Origin of the sequence: Natrinema sp. LN54, from assembly GCF_052439245.1 — an archaeon.
Taxonomy (GTDB): Archaea; Halobacteriota; Halobacteria; order Halobacteriales; family Natrialbaceae; genus Natrinema; species Natrinema versiforme_A.
Genome location: NZ_JBQVRP010000003.1, coordinates 181678 through 199451, shown reverse-complemented (window position 1 = coordinate 199451; position 17774 = coordinate 181678). Strand labels below are relative to the sequence as shown.

Annotated in this window: 14 protein-coding genes; 13 read left to right on the top strand and 1 reads right to left on the bottom strand. The window is 64.6% G+C overall.

What is annotated here, in order from left to right:
* Window positions 1-251: 251 nt before the first annotated feature.
* The 13 genes from ACT4ML_RS10265 (at window position 252) to ACT4ML_RS10205 (ending at window position 13464) form a co-directional block, all read left to right on the top strand.
* A complete protein-coding gene (locus tag ACT4ML_RS10265; protein WP_444720779.1) occupies window positions 252-1487 on the top strand; it encodes an argininosuccinate synthase in 1236 nt (411 codons plus the stop codon).
* A 2-nt stretch (window positions 1488-1489) separates the two neighbouring features.
* Window positions 1490-2995 carry an argininosuccinate lyase gene (gene argH, locus ACT4ML_RS10260; protein ID WP_444720778.1) on the top strand — a complete coding sequence of 502 codons (1506 nt, stop codon included), beginning with the start codon at window positions 1490-1492 and terminating at the stop codon, window positions 2993-2995.
* A 179-nt stretch (window positions 2996-3174) separates the two neighbouring features.
* Window positions 3175-3339, top strand: coding sequence for a lysine biosynthesis protein LysW (lysW, locus tag ACT4ML_RS10255; protein WP_006432226.1), 165 nt, complete (start codon window positions 3175-3177; stop codon window positions 3337-3339).
* 88 nt (window positions 3340-3427) lie between these two features.
* On the top strand, window positions 3428-4303 hold the full coding sequence (lysX, locus tag ACT4ML_RS10250) for a lysine biosynthesis protein LysX (protein ID WP_444720777.1): 876 nt from the start codon (window positions 3428-3430) through the stop codon (window positions 4301-4303).
* The gene (gene argC / locus ACT4ML_RS10245; RefSeq protein WP_444720776.1) at window positions 4303-5379 is read left to right on the top strand and encodes an N-acetyl-gamma-glutamyl-phosphate reductase; all 1077 of its coding nucleotides are present in this window, start codon (window positions 4303-4305) and stop codon (window positions 5377-5379) included. Before lysX ends, argC begins: the two co-directional genes overlap by 1 nt.
* 1 nt (window position 5380) lies before the next feature.
* Window positions 5381-6247, top strand: a complete 867-nt coding sequence (locus ACT4ML_RS10240; RefSeq protein WP_444720775.1) for an acetylglutamate/acetylaminoadipate kinase — start codon at window positions 5381-5383, stop codon at window positions 6245-6247.
* Window positions 6244-7392 carry an aspartate aminotransferase family protein gene (locus tag ACT4ML_RS10235; protein WP_444720774.1) on the top strand — a complete coding sequence of 383 codons (1149 nt, stop codon included), beginning with the start codon at window positions 6244-6246 and terminating at the stop codon, window positions 7390-7392. Before ACT4ML_RS10240 ends, ACT4ML_RS10235 begins: the two co-directional genes overlap by 4 nt.
* On the top strand, window positions 7389-8456 hold the full coding sequence (locus tag ACT4ML_RS10230) for a [LysW]-lysine hydrolase (protein WP_444720773.1): 1068 nt from the start codon (window positions 7389-7391) through the stop codon (window positions 8454-8456). Before ACT4ML_RS10235 ends, ACT4ML_RS10230 begins: the two co-directional genes overlap by 4 nt.
* Window positions 8457-8483: 27 nt before the next feature.
* Window positions 8484-9413 (top strand): ornithine carbamoyltransferase, encoded by a 930-nt coding sequence (argF, locus tag ACT4ML_RS10225; protein WP_444720772.1) that lies wholly within the window; start codon window positions 8484-8486, stop codon window positions 9411-9413.
* Window positions 9414-9575: 162 nt separating this feature from the next.
* Entirely contained in the window at window positions 9576-10841 is a 1266-nt protein-coding gene (gene thrC, locus ACT4ML_RS10220; RefSeq protein WP_444720771.1) for a threonine synthase, read from the top strand.
* Window positions 10842-11105: 264 nt separating this feature from the next.
* A complete protein-coding gene (locus ACT4ML_RS10215; RefSeq protein WP_444720770.1) occupies window positions 11106-11330 on the top strand; it encodes a hypothetical protein in 225 nt (74 codons plus the stop codon).
* A 94-nt stretch (window positions 11331-11424) separates the two neighbouring features.
* Window positions 11425-12324: a transcription initiation factor IIB gene (locus ACT4ML_RS10210; protein WP_444720769.1), complete on the top strand. Its 900-nt coding sequence runs from the start codon at window positions 11425-11427 to the stop codon at window positions 12322-12324.
* Window positions 12325-12612: 288 nt separating this feature from the next.
* Complete coding sequence (locus ACT4ML_RS10205) at window positions 12613-13464, top strand: carboxypeptidase regulatory-like domain-containing protein (RefSeq protein WP_444720768.1); 852 nt, start codon at window positions 12613-12615, stop codon at window positions 13462-13464.
* Window positions 13465-13560: 96 nt separating this feature from the next.
* Here the strand turns inward: ACT4ML_RS10205 and ACT4ML_RS10200 are convergent, their stop codons facing one another.
* On the bottom strand, window positions 13561-17589 hold the full coding sequence (locus ACT4ML_RS10200) for an LAGLIDADG family homing endonuclease (RefSeq protein WP_444720767.1): 4029 nt from the start codon (window positions 17587-17589) through the stop codon (window positions 13561-13563).
* Window positions 17590-17774: the final 185 nt, after the last annotated feature.

The window sequence follows — 17774 nt, the reverse complement described above, 5'->3', positions numbered from 1 at the left end:
AGGTTCATCACAATGAGCCAGTCCGTCGGCACCGTGGTCGCCGTTCCCGGTACCGACGGGTCCGTCGCTCGGCGGCGGCCGCGGCGACTCCGACCGGGCCTTTGAGCCCGCACTATACTACTCCCCTTGTTCCGGTTCGTTTCATCGTTCCCGAAACCCCAGTATTTTCGGCCAGCGACCGCTCTGCCGTTTATTTCCGAAACTAAAACCAGTGAACTTAAGACTCTCCTTTGGCTTCACTCGAGTACGACATGACACGCGTTGCACTCGCGTTCTCGGGCGGCCTGGACACGACGGTCTGTGTCCCGCTACTCGAGGAGGAATACGGATACGACGACGTAATCGGCGTCACGGTCGACGTCGGCCAGCCGGCAGAAGAGTTCGACGAAGCCGAAGAGACCGCCGACGCGCTCGGCCTTGACCACTACGTCGTCGACGCGCGGGAGGAATTCGCTCAACTCTGTCTCGAGAGCGTTCGCGCGAACGCGACCTATCAGGGCTACCCGCTGGGAACGGCGCTCGCCCGTCCCGTGATCGCGGAAGCGATCCTCGAGGTCGCCGAGGAACAGGACTGTACCGGTATCGCCCACGGCTGTACGGGCAAGGGCAACGACCAACTGCGCTTCGAGGCCGTCTGGCGCAGCTCGGATCTGGAAGTCATCGCCCCCGTGCGCGAACTCGGCCTGACCCGCGAGTGGGAACAGGAGTACGCCGCCGAGCGCGACCTGCCCGTCGAGGGCGGCAGCGGCGGCGACTGGTCGATCGACACCAACATCTGGAGCCGCTCGGTCGAGGGCGACGACCTCGAGGACCCGAACTACGTCCCGCCGACGGAGATCTACGAGTGGACCGACAACCCCTCGGACGAGACCGAGGAGATCGAAATCGCCTTCGAGAACGGCTACCCCGTCGCCGTCGACGGCGAGGAGTACGAGCCGGTCGCACTCATCGAGTACCTCAACGAACTCGCCGGCAGCTACGGCGTGGGTCGTACTGACATGATGGAAGACCGCATGCTCGGGCTGAAGGTCCGCGAGAACTACGAGCACCCCGGCGCGACGACGCTGCTCAACGCCCACGAGGCCCTCGAGGGCCTCGTCCTCACCCAAGAGGAGCGCCAGTTCAAACAACAGATCGACCAGCAGTGGTCCCAGAAGGGCTACGAGGGCCTGATCGACGCCCCGCTCGTCAGCGCGCTCGAGGGCTTCATCGACGAGACCCAGAAGCGCGTCACCGGCACCGTCACGATCCGCTTCGAAGGCGGGCAGGCCCGCCCGGTCGCCCGCGACAGCAAGTTCGCGGCCTACTCGGCCGAGCACGCCTCCTTCGACACGGAGACGGTCGGGAAGATCAAGCAGGAAGACGCCACCGGCGTCGCGAAGTACCACGGCTTCCAGCGCCGCCTCGCGAACGAGGCGATCGCCGCCAACGCCGACGAGGAAGTCGAACTCGCGACCGACGGCAGCGGCGACGAGGACGAGGCGTAACGATGACCGAGGAGAGTGCTCACGACGGGTCCGAACTCGAGTCGGACGTCGCTACCGACGGCGGTTCCGACGATGAGAGCGTTGTCCGCCGGGACCGTTTCAGCGGCGGCCCCGCCCGGAGCTTCCTCTCCTCGCTCGCAGCGGACGAACGGATCTTCGAGGCCGACCTCGAGGTCGACCGCGCACACACGGTCATGCTCGCCGAACAGGACATCATCGCGGACGATGTCGCGGGGCAGATCCTGACCGCCATCGACGCGATCGAGGTCGACGGCCACGACTCCCTGCCCGACGGCGAGGACGTCCACGAGGCCATCGAAACGGCCGTCATCGAGCGCATCGGCGCCGAGGGCGGCAAGATGCACACCGCGCGCTCGCGCAACGACGAGGTCGCGGCCTGCATCCGGTATCGCCTGCGCGACGACCTTCTCGAGGCCATCGAGACGACGCTCGCGCTGCGCGAGTCGCTGGCAGCCGTCGCCGACGAACACCGGGACACGATCATGCCCGGTTACACCCACCTCCAGCCCGCCCAGCCGACCACCGTGGCCCACTGGGCGCTGGCCTACGAGGGGGCCGTTCGCCGCGACACCGAGCGCCTGCTCGCGGCCTACGACCGGGTCAACGAGTCGCCGCTCGGCGGTGCCGCCTTCGCGGGCACGACGTTCGATATCGACCGCGAGCGCACCGCGGACCTGCTCGGCTTCGAGGGCGTCGTCGAGAACTCGATGGACGCCGCCTCGAGTCGGGACTTCCTGCTCGAGGCGACCCAAGCGCTGTCGACGCACGCGACGACGCTGTCGGGGCTCGCGGAGGACGTGATCATCTTCGCGAACCGCGGGTTCGTCGATCTGGCGGACGACTACTCCTCGACGTCGTCGATCATGCCCCAGAAGAAGAATCCCGACACGCTGGAACTCGTCCGCGCGGTCGCGGGCGATGCGGCGGGCGGGGTACAGGGACTGACGACGACGCTGAAGGGACTGCCCCGCGCGTACAACCGCGACTTACAGCGGGCGACGACCCACGCGTGGGAAACCGTCGACGCCGTGACGGAGGCGAGCGAGGTCGCGGCGGGCGCGGTCGCGACGGCCGACTGGAACGAGGAGGCGCTGGCCGCGGCGGCCGGCGAGGGCTTCTCGACGGCGACCGGCGTCGCGGACCTGCTCGCGGCGAACGGACTGCCGTTCCGCACCGCCCACGAACTCGTGGCGATCGCTGCGGAAAACGGGGCGGACTACGATGCGCTCGAGTCCGCCGCCCAGGAGGTACTCGGCGAGTCGGTCGAGGCCCACGTCGACCCCGCGGCCGTCGAGGACGCGCTCGACCCCGCGAAAAGCGTCGCGAGCCGCGACTCGCAGGGCGGTCCCGCGCCCGAGGCGGTCGCCGCCCAACTCGAGTCGGCCCGCGAGGCGCTCGCGGCCGACGAGGAAGCGCTCGCGAACACGACAAACGCGCTCGAGGCGGCCCACGAGACGCTCCGCTCGGTGGTGAACGGCTATGTCTGAGCCGGTGGCTCGAGCGGTCCGGCGATCCCCGCGAGGGGATAATATACCGACTTCATGATATGTCGAACTGATATAGCGGGATAGTAGGGTTCTCGGTCCGTTAGAGTCGAGTGCGGAAGTATAATTTTGCTGTTAAGTTCGAAGGCTTTAAGGGATCCCGGCACCCACGTGCGAGTACAATGACCGAATGCGTCGAGTGTGGGGCTGAGGTGTCCCTGCACGACGATCTGGAAGTCGGAGAGATCATCGACTGTACGACCTGCGGTGCCGAGCTCGAAGTCGTCGATACCGAGCCGCCGGTCCTCGAGCAGGCCCCCGAGCTGGAAGAGGACTGGGGTGAGTGACCTTGCAGACGGCTGGGATACTGCCGTCCCCCGCCGCGACGCTCCGCGGAGCGCGTAGCTCCGGGGCCCCCAATCAGAGGTGGCTCGCGTGAACGTAGGAATACTCTACTCACGGATTCGCAAGGACGAGAAGCTCCTGTTGAGCGAGCTTCGCGACCGCGATCACGAGGTCACGAAGATCGACGTCCGCAAGCAGACCTTCGACATCAGCGAGGTCCCCGCGGCGTTCGCGGACCTCGACATCGTCGTCGACCGCTGTCTCGCCACGAGCCGGAGCCTGTACGCCACGCAGTTCTTCGAGGCCTACGGCATCCCCGTGGTCAACAGCCACGAGACCGCGGACATCTGTGCGGACAAGGTGAAAAACAGCCTCGCGCTCGAGAAGGCGGGCGTGCCCACCCCCGCGACGAAGGTCGCCTTCACCAAGGAGACCGCGATGGAGGCCATCGAGGAGTTCGGCTATCCCTGTGTGCTCAAACCCGTCGTGGGCTCGTGGGGTCGCCTGATGGCCAAGATCGACTCCGAGTCGGCCGCCGAGGCCATCTTGGAGCACAAGGCGACGCTCGGCCACTACGAGCACAAGGTGTTCTACATCCAGGAGTTCGTCGAGAAGCCGGGCCGCGACATTCGCGTGCTCGCGGTCGACGGCGAGCCCATCGCCGCGATGGTCCGCTCGTCGGACCACTGGATCACGAACGCCGCCAAGGGTGCGGAGACGAACGTCTTCGACCTCGACGACGAGGCGATCGAACTCGTCGAGAAGGCCAGCGACGCCGTCGGCGGCGGCCTGCTCGGCGTGGACCTCATGGAAACTGCCGATTCGTACACCGTCCACGAGGTCAACCACACCGTCGAGTTCAAAGCGCTCGACGAGGCCGTCGAGACCGACATCGCCGGCACCGTCGTCGACTGGCTCGAGGCGAAAGCCAAAGCCGCGGATCCGGACCTCGAGGTGACCGCCTGATGGCGATCAGTACCGAGACTGGGGCCGACGCAAACGCCGAGACGGTCACTGCGACCGTCATCGGCGGTTCCGGATTCACGGGTGGCGAGTTGCTGCGATTGCTCGCCGGCCATCCGAACTTCGCGATCGCGGAGGTCACCAGCCGATCGAAGGCAGGCAAGAGCGTCGGGTCCGTCCACCCGCCGTTGCGCGGGTCGGACCTGCGCTTTACCGAACCCGACGACCTCGAGTCGGTCGATGTCCTGTTCGCGGCGACGCCACACGGCGTCTCCATGGGCCAGATCGACGAATTCTTCGAGGTCGCGGACACGGTCGTCGACCTCTCGGCGGACTTCCGCCTCGAGAGCGAGGCCCAGTACGAGGAGTGGTACGACGGTCACGAGGCACCCGAATACCTCGAGAAAGCCGAGTATGCGCTTCCCGAAATCAACCGGGAAAACCTCGAGGGTGCGGAACTCATCGCGGGCGGCGGCTGTAACGCCACCGCGACGATCCTCGGGCTCTACCCGCTGTTCGAACACGACATCCTCGAGGGCGGCGAGCAGATCGTCGTCGACGTGAAAGTCGGCTCCTCCGAAGGAGGCGCCGGCGGCGGCGAGGCCTCCTCGCATCCGGAACGGTCGGGCGTCGTTCGTCCCTACGCGCCGACCGGGCACCGCCACGAGGCCGAGATCGAGCAGTTCCTCGACACCTCGGTGGCGTTTACCTGCCACGCCGTAGATATGATCCGCGGTGCGAGCGCGACGAACCACGTCTTCCCGTCGGGACCGGTCTCGAAGGGCGACCTCTGGCAGGCCTACCGCGGCTGCTACGAGGACGAGCCGTTCGTCCGCATGGCCGCGGGCGGCTCCGGCGTCTACCGCTACCCCGAACCGAAAGCGGTCGCCGGCACGAACCTCGCCGAGGTCGGCTTCGAACTCGACCCGTCGAACAAGCGCGTCGTCGTCTTCTCGGCCATCGACAACATGATGAAAGGCTCCGCGGGACAGGCGGTCCACGCCGCAAACGTCGCGCTGGGTCTCGAGGAGACGGCCGGACTCGAGTTTACGGGGCTCCACCCCGTGGGGGCACCCTGAGATGACCACTGTGGTCAAGATCGGCGGCGCACGCGCCGTCGATCCCGAAGGCGCTCTCGCCGACGTGGCGAGCCTCGTCGAGGACGGCGAGGACGTCGTTCTGACTCACGGCGGCTCGACCGCCGTCGACGAGACACTCGAAGACCTCGGCGAGGAGCCGACCTACGTCGAGACCCCCGGTGGCGTCGTCGGGCGCTTCACCGACGAGCGCACGATGGACGTCTTCAAGATGGTGATGCCCGGCAAGCTCAACACCGATCTGGTCGAGAGCTTACAGAACGAGGGCGTCGACGCGGTCGGCCTCTCGGGCACCGACGGCAAACTGCTCGAGGGCAAGCGCAAGTCCGCCGTCCGCGTGAAAGAGGACGGCAAGAAGAAGATCAAGCGCGGCGACCACTCGGGCACGATCGAGTCCGTGAATGCGGACCTGCTCGAGACGGTCCTCGCGGGCGGCTACACGCCCGTCGTCTCCGTCCCGGTCCTCGGGAAGGAGAAGTCCGGCGGCTACACGGCGGTCAACGCCGACGCCGACCGCGCCGCGGCAGCGATCGCGGGCGCGCTCGAGGCCGATCTGGTCGTCCTCACGGATGTTTCGGGAATCTACGAGGACCCCGACGACGAGTCGACCAAGATCGATTCGGCCGCGACCCCCGAGGAGTTCGAGGCCGTCAAGACGGCCGCGGAAGGGTTCATGACGAAGAAGGTCATGGCCGCCGAGGAAGCACTCGAGGGCGGCGCGGCGTCAGTGATCGTCGCGACCGCCAACGCCGACGACCCGATCAGTAGCGCGCTCGCGGGCGAGGGCACGACCCTTGAGCCCGGCGTACTCGCGGACGAAACCGACGCGGAAACGGAGGCAGCAGAATGAGCGATCTCGACTTCGTCTCCGGCAGCAAGCCGATCGGACTCGAGCGCGGCGAAGGGCCGTACCTCTACACCGCCGACGGGACGGAGTACCTCGACGCGGGCGCGAGCTTCGCCTGCACGCCGCTGGGCCACTCCCATCCCGCCGTCGTCGATGCGGTACAGGAGCAAGTCGGCGAACTGACGTTCGTCGATTCCTCCTATCCGGTCCAGTCGCGCGAGGACGCCTACGCCTCGTTCGTCGCGTCGACGCCCGACGGCCTCGAGTCCGCCTGGTTCTGCAACTCCGGGACCGAGGCCAACGAGGCCGCCTTGAAGTTCGCCCGCTCGGCGACCGGCGAGTCGAAGATCGTCGCCGCGACCCGCTCGTTCCACGGGCGCACCATGGGCGCGCTCGCGGCCACCTGGAAGGACAAGTACAAGAAGCCCTACGAGCCCCTGGCCGGCGATGTCGAGTTCGTCCCCTACGGCGACGACGAGGAGCTCGCCGAGGCCGTCGACGACGAGACGGCGGCCGTCATCCTCGAGCCGATTCAGGGCGAAGGCGGGATCAACGTCCCGCCCGCGGGCTACCTCGAGACCGCCCGCGAGTGCACCGAGGAGGCCGGCGCGGCGCTGGTCTTCGACGAGGTCCAGACCGGCATGGGCCGCACGGGCTCGATGTGGGCCTGCCAGAACGCGGGCGTCACGCCCGACGTGCTGACGACGGCGAAAGGACTCGGCAACGGCCTGCCCGTCGGCGCGGTCGCGGTGCGGGACTGGATCGCCGACGGCGCGGCCTCGCACAACGCCACGTTCAGCGGCGGCCCCGTCGTCGCCGCGGCGGTCCACGCGACCGTCTCGACGCTGGTCGAGGAGGAGTGGCCCGCCCACGCCGCCGAGATGGGCGACTATCTCACGTCGGAACTCGAGTCCGCGCTGGGCGATTCGGTCCGCGAGGTCCGCGGCGACGGACTGCTCGTCGGCATCGAGTTGAAACGCGGCGCGAACCGCGTCGCCCGCGATCTGGCGATGAACGAGCAGGTACTGGCGCTGCCCGCGGGTCGGACCGTCCTGCGGCTGCTGCCGCCGCTCGTGATCGACGAGGCGGAGGCGGACCGTCTCGTGGACGCGCTGACCGCGGTCGTCGCACCCGATACCGAATCATGACCACGAGCTCGAGCGAACCGATGGACGTAACGGCCGCGGACGCCCGGGAGCTGCTGATCGATCTCGTTTCGATCCCCTCGCCCACCCGCGAGGAACGCGAGGCGGCCAAACGCCTCGTGGACTTCTTCGAGGCCCACGACCGGGAGGTCTGGATCGACGCGGTCGGGAACGTCCGCGCGCCGGCGGACGACGCCGTGTTGCTGACCTCGCACATCGACACCGTGCCGGGGGACATCCCCGTCGAGGTCGAGGAGACCGGCGACGACGAGGTCCTCTGGGGTCGCGGCAGCGTCGACGCGACTGGGCCGCTGGCCGCGATGGCGGCCGCCGCCGTCCGCACCGGCGTCTCCTTCGTCGGCGTCGTCGGCGAGGAAATCGACTCGAAAGGGTCGCGCTACCTGGTCGACGACCGCGAGCAGTCGCCGGCTGCCGTCGTCAACGGCGAGCCCTCGGGCGCCGACGGGATCACGCTCGGCTACCGCGGCCTGATCGCCGGCACCTACGTCGCGACCAGCGAGTCCGGCCACACGTCCCGGCCGGATCCGAACGCGATCCAACACGCCGTCCGCTGGTGGTCGGCCGTCGAGGAGTACTTCGAGGGCGACGAGTACGAACCGGTCTTCGAGCAGGTGACGACCAAGCCGGTCGACATCGAGGGTGGCGTCAGCGACGACGGCCTCTCCGTCGAGGCGACGATGGACGTCCAGTTGCGCGTGCCGCCGGCCCTCGACGTCGGAACCGTCCGCGAAGCCGCGGAGGCCGAACTCGAGGTCGGGACCGTGACCTGGAAGGACAAGGTCCCGCCGGTGATGATGAGTTCGCGAACCGAGGTCGCGCGGGCGTTTCGCGTCGCCATCCGGAAGGAAGGCGGCGACCCCCGCCTCGTGCGAAAGACCGGAACGAGCGACATGAACATCTACGCCGGGGCCTGGGACTGTCCGATGGTCACCTACGGGCCGGGCAACTCGGACCTCGATCACGCGCCCGACGAACGACTGCCGCTGTCGGAGTTCGACCAGTCGGTATCGGTCCTCGAGCGCGTCGCACGCACGCTCAGTGAGTAATCGAATTTTCAGACGAGTTATCAGACCATGACAACAGTAACGAACGAGACGCAGCCGAGACATTTCCTCGATGTCGATGACCTCTCCGAGGCAGAACTGCTCGCAGTGCTGGACAGAGCCGACGAGTACAAACGCGCCGTCGAAGCCGGCGAGGACCACGCCGATCTGTCCGGGCAGACCCTCGGGATGCTCTTCCAGAAAGCGAGTACCCGTACCCGGGTCTCCTTCGAGACCGGCATGACCCAACTCGGCGGGCACGCGATCTTCCTCGGGGAAGACGACATTCAACTCGGCCGGGGCGAACCGCTGAAAGACACCTCGCGTGCGCTCTCGCGGTACGTCGACGCCGTGATGGCCCGCGTGTTCAAACACGAGAACGTCGAGGTACTCGCGGAGTACTCCTCGGTACCGATCGTCAACGGGCTCACCGACGACGCCCACCCCTGCCAGACGCTCGCGGACCTGCTGACGATCCGCGAACACGAGGGCGGGTTCGAGGACGTGTCGGCGGTCTGGATCGGCGACGGCAACAACGTCGCCCAGTCCTTCGCGCTCGGCTGTGCGCTGACCGATATCGACCTGACGATCGCGACGCCTGAGGGGTACGAAGTCGACGGCGCGGTCCTCGAGCGGGCCCGCGAACTGGGCGGCGATCCGACGGTCACGACCGACCCCGTCGAGGCGGCCACCGACGCCGACGTCATCTACACGGACGTCTGGATCTCGATGGGACAGGAGGACGAACGCGACGTCCGCATGAACGACTTCGAGGGCTTCCAGGTCTGTTCGGACCTGCTCGAGCACGCCCCCGAGGCCTCGGTCATGCACTGTCTGCCGGCCCACCGCGGCGAGGAGATCACCGACGACGTTATCGAGGGCGAACGTTCGATCGTCTTCGATCAGGCGGAAAACCGACTCCACGCCCAGAAGGCGCTGTTGAGTTGGCTGCTCGAGTAATCGGCACAAGCGAGCACGAGATCACAGCGGAACCGATACTCGAGGCCGTCGCTTCTGACGGCGACAGTGTACGACTGGGTGACGTGACGGCGACCCGCTCGCTGCGACGGCCCACCGTCAAATCCACTCACTTTTTCCCCTTTGCGGCCTTCCCGACTGACAATGAGTCTCAGTCTCTCGGCCGACCAGCCGGAAGAACCCGCCGACGCCGACGACGGCGTCTGGCTCGAGTGCATCGACTGCGGCGAGACGTTCGCACCGTTCGACGACGTCCGCTACACCTGCGACGAGTGCGATAGCCTGCTCGAGGTCCGCTACGCCGACCTCCCCACCTTCGACGACTTCGAGGGACAGGGCGTCTGGCGGTACGCCGACGCGCTCCCCTTCGAGGCCGGCGTCTCGATTCAGGAGGGTGCGACGCCGCTGTACGAGGTGCCGTCCCTCGAGGACGAGATCGGCGTCGAGGCCCTGCGGATCAAACACGAGGGGATGAACCCCACGGGCTCGTTCAAGGACCGCGGGATGACCGTCGGCGTGCGGGTCGCGACGGAACTCGGTGTCGGCCGACTCGCCTGTGCGTCGACCGGAAACACCAGCGCCGCGCTGGCCGCCTACGGCTCCCGCGGCGGGATGCAGACGCTCGTCCTCCTCCCCGCCGGCAAGGTCGCCGCGGGGAAAATCGCGCAGGCGAGCCTCCACGGCGCACGCATTCTCGAGGTCGACGGCAACTTCGACGCCTGTCTCGACATCGTCCAGGAACTCGCGGGACAGGGCGAGGCCTACCTGCTGAACTCGCTGAACCCCTTCCGACTCGAGGGCCAGAAGACGATCGGCCTCGAGATCCTCGAGGGCTTCCTCGCGGACTACGATACCGTGCCGGACCGGATCGTGCTGCCGGTCGGCAACGCGGGCAACACGTCGGCGCTGTACAAGGCATTCCGCGAACTCGTGCAGGCCGGCGAACTCGCGGAAGACGACGTGCCGAAGCTGACCGGCGTGCAGGCCGAGGGGGCCGCGCCGATGGTCGAGGCCATCGAGAACGGCGCCGACGAGGTCCGCCGCTGGGAGGACGTCGAGACCCGCGCGACCGCGATCCGGATCGGGAACCCCGTTAACGCGCCGAAGGCCTTGCCCGGCATTCGCGAGACGGACGGCACAGCCGTCGCCGTTTCCGACGAGGAAATCACCGAGGCCCAACGCGATATCGCGGCCGAAGGGATCGGGGTCGAACCCGCTTCGGCGGCCTCGATCGCCGGCCTGCGGAAACTCCGCGACGAGGGGATCGTCACCGACGACGAGCACGTCGCCTGTCTCACCACCGGCCACCTGCTCAAGGATCCCGACGCCGCGGCCGCCGCCGGCAGCGAACCGGAACCCGTGCCGGCCGACACCGAGGGCGTGCTCGAGCACCTCGCGAGCGAGGAGTAATCGGCTCGGATCGATAGAGCCGACAGCCTTCTCGAGCAACCTTCGAAAACGTCGTTCGGCGTCTGCCCCGCGTCGGACGCGTCTGACGCCCGACTGACTGACCTTTTTCCGAACCTGTGTGGTAGTCTGTCTCGAGCCATGTCCGCCGAGCAACGAGGCCCCACTCCCGTCCGTTCCGTCGACGACCGGACCCGGAGCTCCCCGCACCTGACTCCCGGGTCGAACGACCGAACCAGCAGTCCCCTGCGACGACCCGCTGCCGGTTTGGATCGACGAGAACCGCCGCTTTCCTACCGAATCGAACGCACGCGACTCCTCGCCCGGATCGCCGCGCTCGAGTGTGCGTTAGAAACGAGCGAGCATCGCCGACAGACCGTCATCGATCGGTACGAACGGCTCTTGGCCGATCGGGACGACTCGTCCGAGTCGTCACCCGACATGTCGGACTCGCAGTCGCGGTCCCTGCTGGCGCAGTTGATCGATCGGTAGCCGCCCGCCCGTTCGCTTCGCCTTCCCGTTCCTTCCCGACTCCCAACAGTTTATATACTAAGGGGAGACAACTGAATATAGAGAACAATAGCCAATGGCAGATACCGATTCGTCTGCGATCTGCCCCGAGTGTGACGGCAGATTACGGAGGAGGGGTACCGAAACCGTCTGCGAAGAATGTGGACTTATCTCCGCCGAGGATGCGATCGATCACGGTCCCGAATGGCGGTCGTTCGAAGACGACGACACCGACCGGCGACGAACCGGTGCACCGCTCACTCGCTCGAGACACGACCGGGGACTCTCGACGGAAATCGGCTACGGCTCCGGTTCCGACTCGAGCTACAGTTCGCGGCTCACCGGTCGAAAACGCCGCCAGATCGCCAGGTTGCGTCGGGAGCACAATCGCGCTCGAATCTCGTCGAAAGCCGAACGGAATCAGGTCTACGGGTTCGCCGAAATCAGGCGGATCACCGCGTTGCTCTCGCTACCGGACTCCGCCAGAGAACAGGCCTGTGCTCTCTTCGAATCCGCCCAGTCCGAGGGGCTCTTTCAGGGCCGCTCGCTCGAAGGGTTCGCCGCCGCCGCGATCTACGCGATCTGTCGAACCCGATCGGTCGCCCGCACGAGCGAGGAGATCGCCGGGGTCGCTCGCGCCGACGCCGACGAACTCAGCGTCGCCTACGACGCTTTGAACCGCGATCTCGGTCTCCCGACGGGGCCGATCGACCCCACGCAGTACCTGCCGCGATACGCCTCGAAACTCGAGGTCGGAACCGCCGTCGAACGCCGCGCGAGCGAACACGTCGCCGATCTACTCGAGGCGGGGAAAGTCGTCGGCCGCAATCCAAGCGGCGTCGCCGCGGCCTGTCTCTACAAGGCCGCCGGTGAGCGCGAGGAGTGGCCGACGGTAACCCAAGCGAGGGCCGCCGATGTCGCCGACGTGGCAGCGGTGACGATTCGGTCGACCGTTACCGCACTGCGAGAACTCTGAGAGACGGTTCTGGGAACGCTCTCAGTCGCACGGGGTTGTGGATCGCTATCTATAGTGGGCCGCTTAGTGACTAATCGGTCTCCTTCGATTAGACTACAGACCAGTTCTCGCTTTCACAGTATCGTCTACGGAAACCTCAGTGCTCGTGGCTGAATTATCGGAAGATAGCACATCTCTGCAGGTGCTCGAACAGCATATTGTGGCTTGATCCATCCGGAATCGAATTCACGCTATCGTTACAAATTATAAAAATTTAAATTCTATCAAATACCGGTTGATAACGGAGACATGAATAAAAACCGACTTGCCGCCCTTTCCATCACGGTGCTCGTACTCGTCTCCACCGTCGGACTCAGTGGCGTTACCGTCGCAGAGAGCGATCACCATCGCCTCCAAGACGACCCCATCACCGAGTCCATTTCGAATCAGGAGACGAACGAAACGACTCACGGAACGTTCACCGGGACGGTCACTGACGAAGACGGTGACCCGATACCGGGAGCCACAATTTACTCAATCGGCACGTTTATCGTGGACGTGGATGCCGACGGAGCGTTCGAGATCGATCTCGCGCCCGGTGAGTACAACGTAACTGTCGCAACGGACAATTCCTCTCTCCACACCGATGAGACAGTAACGATCGAGGAAAACGAGACGACGAGACGAAACTTCACGCTCAATACCTCGGCTATCGACGAACCACCGACGGGAACGCTCACCGGCACGATCACCGACGAAGACGGTGATCCGATATCGAAAAGTAGAGTCAGTTCACCCGCTACGTTCGTCGTCAATCCGAACGACGACGGCGAGTTCGAGATTGACCTCGAGCCCGGCGAGTATAACATAACCGCAACAGCATATGAGATAGACCCCAGTATCGATGATACCGTAACCATCGAGGAAGGCGAGACGACGAGACGGAACTTTACGTTCAACACCTCAGCGACCAGCGAAACGCCGGCCAACGAGACTGTCAAGAGTAGCGTCAATACCGACAACGAAACGAATGATGAAACCGAAACTGATACCGATTCCGGCGATGAGAACGAGACCAGTGGGGATAGCGTTCCCGGATTCGGTGTGACGGCGACCCTCGTTGCAGTTCTCGGCGCGTGCTTGGTCTTGCGTCGGTCCTGACGACCGCCCAACCTTTTTTGCTACCGACAGCCATCGGCTGTGGCCGCGTTGTTCTCGAGTAAACCGACGACTCCCACCTGAGTGGGCACAGAGCAGCTACGTCGTTCGGAGCGTGTCCGTACTCGGCTCGTAGACCTCGCCTTTCTGTTTGAGCTTGTCGATCTCGTGTTCGGCCTTGGAGTGGTCCATCCCGATCTCCTCGGCCCGCTCCATGACGATATCGACTGGTGCGCCGTCGTCGTACTCCTCCTCGATATCGCCGATCAGCTGTTTGAGGTTCTTGATCCGATCGCGCTGGGACTTCGAGGTCCCGGCCTCGACGATGTCCGCGTCGAATTCGCCGGTCTCGGGATCGACCCCGACATCTTGCAGACACGAGCGCACGATCTCGATGACCCGCTCGGCGTCGCTCTGCTCGACCGTATCCGACAGCCGAACGCGGGCGCTCGCCTCCGAGAGTCGAACTAGCGCCTCGAGTTTTCGGGCCGTCACCGGCACCGCCGCGTCCTCGTCGGTCCCCTTCGATCGCAGATCGACGTAGAAGTCCCGGATCGCGTTGCGGGCCGCCTCGGTCATCCGCGGGTGGCAGTTCTGTTTCGAGTACGCGATGTACTTCCGCAGGAGCTCCGCGTCGATCTCCGGATCGACCTGATCGGTCATCTCGTCGATCTCGCCCTGACTGACCTCGAGTTGGTTCATCTCCTCGCGCTGGGTGGTCAACTCGCCAGCGTAGTTGGTCGTGATGATGTGTTCCGCGAGGTTGCGGTCTTTCTCCTCGTCGGGCGTGTCCGTGACCGTAAAGATCAGATCGAACCGCGAGATCAGCGCCGGCTCGAGGTCGATCTGCTCGCTGATCGGTTCGTACTGGTCGAAGCGGCCGTACTTAGGGTTTGCTGCGCCGAGCAGCGAACAGCGGGACTTGAGCGTGGCGTTGATCCCCGCCTTCGAGACCGAAATCTTCTGTTGCTCTAAGGCCTCGTGCATTGCCGATCTGTCCTCGGAGTTGTGGACGACCATTCCGTTCGCGACAAAATTGTGTGTTCCCTCGACGGTGAGGTCATATACTCGCGGCTCCGCCCGCCGCTCGATTTCTCCGAGCAGTTCTGCGATTCGCTGCCGTTTCGTCTCGAGCAGCCGGTCACAGACGGAGCGGACGGTATCGAAGTTTCCGATGTCGACGGTCCCGGTGAACCACCGTGAGACCGTCGACCCCGCGACATCCATCTCCGTTGCGACTTGCTGGAACGAAATTCCGTACGCTTCCAGTTGGTTCCGAAGTCCCTCCCACGTTTCGGCTGTCTCGTCGGTCTCGATTATCGACCGTGCTCGTTCCTGGACTGAATCGATGGTCTTTGCTCCGATTTCATCGGCAAGCCGTTGTTCGAGTACGTTTACTCTGGTATCGGTGTGATCTCGTGACGCTATCGATCGAACGTCCGCTACGCGACGCCACTTCACGTCGGCGTTGATGAGGTTCCGGAGCGGTTCAAGATCGACGGACGCCGGCGTGGCGAGCAGCTCCCGTAGCCGTCGTCGGATTCGTTCCCGAAGTTCGGTATCGCTTCCCCACTGAGTCGATAGATGCGACTGGGAGAACGAGAGTTCCGCCGCTAGCTCCTGCTGTGAGACGTGGTATCGCTCGCGGAGTTCCTCGAGGCGCGCCCAAGACGTCTTGGACGCGAGTTCGTCGTACTGTTCGTTCGCAGTCGATTTCCTGTCTTCGAACGTCTCGAGAATCCGTTCCGAAAGCCGCAGTGATGCGTTCGCATCGCCGTTCTCGAAGTTACAGTAGGTGGAGTCGTTGTCGAGACCGCATTCGGATTGATGGAGACGAAGTGCACCGCGTGCCTGTTCGAACAACTCTCCACATTCCGGGAGTACGTCTAAGATCGTCCGGGTCCCGGTCGTTCGTTCGCTTGCTCGTTCCAGCGCGTGCTGTTTGCGCTCGAGAGTGAATCCGATATGCCGTTCGAAGGCCTCTAACGATCGATCGGACGTGATTGCGAGGACGAACAGATCCCGATTGTCTTCGTATGTTCGCGTTTGGATCTGACTCGAGATACCGAACTCGAGCAGGAGCATTTTCGTCCCGAGTAACAGCTCGTAGCTCGATGAATGGATCTTGACGGCGCGTTCGTCGACCGTTCCCTCCGAATCTGCGAGGGCGCGGACGAACGCGGCTTTCGTTTCTCTGGATGCTTGGGTAACCGTCTCCGGAAGTCGTTTTCCGTCGTACGTCTCGAGGTTTGCACCCGCGTCGAGAAGTTCGTCGATGTACTGTTTTCCGTGGACGCGGACCGTTTCGACACCGTCGTCGCGTTGTTCACTCGGGTGACGAACGGGCTGTGTATCGAACGCGTCCGTACAGGCCTCCTCGAAATCCCGCAGGAGTTCTGCTTCTTGGTTCGTAAAGCGGAAGCCGTAGCTTCCATCCTCTCGGTTGTAGATGACGTTTCCATCACCGGCGATATACCCTAGAACGGCACCGTGAGCGGCGGTTAGACACTCGATATTTGACTCACTCTCGGAAGCCGGCAACACGCTAACACCGCCGTCCATGACCGCCGCCGGAATCGTTCGAGGAACGTACACCCAATCGCCCTCGCTGAGGTGCTGGGCTTGGCGTTCTTCCCGTTTGCCGTCCTCCAGAACGAAGAACGGATGGTCAGCCGTCGTCGCTAACTGTTCTCCACTCTCTAGTTCGATTTCACGGAGTTCATCCGGTGCGTCGTATTCGTGGATCGCGAGGACGTCGCGTTTGGTTATCTTCCCGTCATCGGTCATCGTCTGGACATCCATATCGACATCTCGGATCGTCCGGCCGTTCTCGAGTGATTCGATCGAACCGTCGGTAACCGATTCGTGTGCGAGTTCACGAATCGGTTTGATGCCGTCACCGGTGTGGACAAGTGTGTCTCCAGTGACACACCGCATCTTGTCCAGTTCGTCGATGGCCGCGATCCCCTGATCGGCGAGGACGAGCGCACCGGCCTCGAGACTCCACTGCTGGCCGTCGCCGAAGTCGTCGCGAACCGCCGCGGCCGTCAGCCCCGCCGATGACGACCCCTTCCCGGAGGTGTAGACGGACCGCGGTGCAATATTTTCGATATACCCTAGCATCTGACTCTTTCCGGTACCAGGATCCCCGATCAGGAGCATGTGCAGGTCGCCGCGGATCCGCGAGCCGTCGGGCAACTGCTTCGTCACGCCGGAGAACAGTTGGAGGATCATCGCGAGTTTCTCCTGATCGTAGCCGTAGATCGAGGGCGCGATGGAGGCGACCATCTGCTCGTAGACGGCATCTCGGTTCGAAATTTCGTAGATCGCCTTCTTGTCCTCCTCGGTGATGTCCATGTCCTCGAACTGCTCTTCGTCGATTTCGACGGACATCCCCTCCATGTAGAAGTCGAAGACGGGCGACTTCTCCTGTTGGTCGCCCTGTTGCTCGAGTCGGAGGACGCCGGTCGCGGAGACGTGGTCGCCGGGGGTGACTTCGCCGGTGATGTCGTCTTCGATGTTGATGTCCAGCGCCTGCGGGGTCTCGCCGCCGCGGAGCCCTTCGGGGCTCTCCTGAATGCGGAGTTTCTGCGAGTCGACGAACTCGGACTGATCGAAGTTGACCCGGAAGGGGCCTTGCCGTTCACAGCCCTGACACTCGTGGGGTTCCTGAAAGTCGCCGCTGGACTGGGGGACGCGGCTAAGGGTGCCACAGAGCTGGCATTCGAAGGCGGCCTCCTCGATTTTCGGGCGGACATCGGTTGCCTTGCGGACGATGCCGTGGACCTGCACGAGGGAGTTCATGTCCCGGGCGCGGATCTCCCGGATCTCGGGGGACTCCGTTTCGGGGAGGTTCCGGACTCGAACGTGGGCCTGCCCGAGGCTCACGTCGATCGGAAGGTCGTACAGCCGCAGCGCCTCCTCGGCGTAGCGCTGGAGCTGTTCGGGCTGGTTGATGAAGTCGTCGGCGAGGTCGGGATCGAACCGGTAGAGGTCCTGCCAATCGATGTGCAGCGAGCGTTGCTCGTTGGGATACTGCTGGGCAAGCTGCTTGATCTCGTTGTCGTAATAGTTGCGGAAGAACTGCTCGAAAGAGTCGACGAGTTCGGAATTTCCCGCTTGCGCCATTGCACTCTCCTAGGACTGCCATCGGGTATAAATGGTCGTATACCGGGGCGAAACTGATTCACCGGTCGTTCGAACGGCGGCGAGTCGCGTCTCGACGACCGAGTGTGATGCTCGGACTCGAGTCGCTCGCGGTCGCGGTCACAGTCGCAGTTGCTGCTCGGAGCGGCTGCGACTCGAGAAACCGT

What these genes read in the sequence shown, in the direction of transcription:
- ACT4ML_RS10200 (WP_444720767.1), bottom strand. Translation starts at nt 17,589, where the DNA reads ATGGCGCAAGCGGGAAATTCCGAACTCGTCGACTCTTTCGAGCAGTTC.
- argF (WP_444720772.1), top strand. Translation starts at nt 8,484, where the DNA reads ATGACAACAGTAACGAACGAGACGCAGCCGAGACATTTCCTCGATGTC.
- ACT4ML_RS10210 (WP_444720769.1), top strand. Translation starts at nt 11,425, where the DNA reads ATGGCAGATACCGATTCGTCTGCGATCTGCCCCGAGTGTGACGGCAGA.
- argH (WP_444720778.1), top strand. Translation starts at nt 1,490, where the DNA reads ATGACCGAGGAGAGTGCTCACGACGGGTCCGAACTCGAGTCGGACGTC.
- ACT4ML_RS10265 (WP_444720779.1), top strand. Translation starts at nt 252, where the DNA reads ATGACACGCGTTGCACTCGCGTTCTCGGGCGGCCTGGACACGACGGTC.
- ACT4ML_RS10205 (WP_444720768.1), top strand. Translation starts at nt 12,613, where the DNA reads ATGAATAAAAACCGACTTGCCGCCCTTTCCATCACGGTGCTCGTACTC.
- lysW (WP_006432226.1), top strand. Translation starts at nt 3,175, where the DNA reads ATGACCGAATGCGTCGAGTGTGGGGCTGAGGTGTCCCTGCACGACGAT.
- ACT4ML_RS10230 (WP_444720773.1), top strand. Translation starts at nt 7,389, where the DNA reads ATGACCACGAGCTCGAGCGAACCGATGGACGTAACGGCCGCGGACGCC.
- thrC (WP_444720771.1), top strand. Translation starts at nt 9,576, where the DNA reads ATGAGTCTCAGTCTCTCGGCCGACCAGCCGGAAGAACCCGCCGACGCC.
- ACT4ML_RS10240 (WP_444720775.1), top strand. Translation starts at nt 5,381, where the DNA reads ATGACCACTGTGGTCAAGATCGGCGGCGCACGCGCCGTCGATCCCGAA.
- ACT4ML_RS10235 (WP_444720774.1), top strand. Translation starts at nt 6,244, where the DNA reads ATGAGCGATCTCGACTTCGTCTCCGGCAGCAAGCCGATCGGACTCGAG.
- argC (WP_444720776.1), top strand. Translation starts at nt 4,303, where the DNA reads ATGGCGATCAGTACCGAGACTGGGGCCGACGCAAACGCCGAGACGGTC.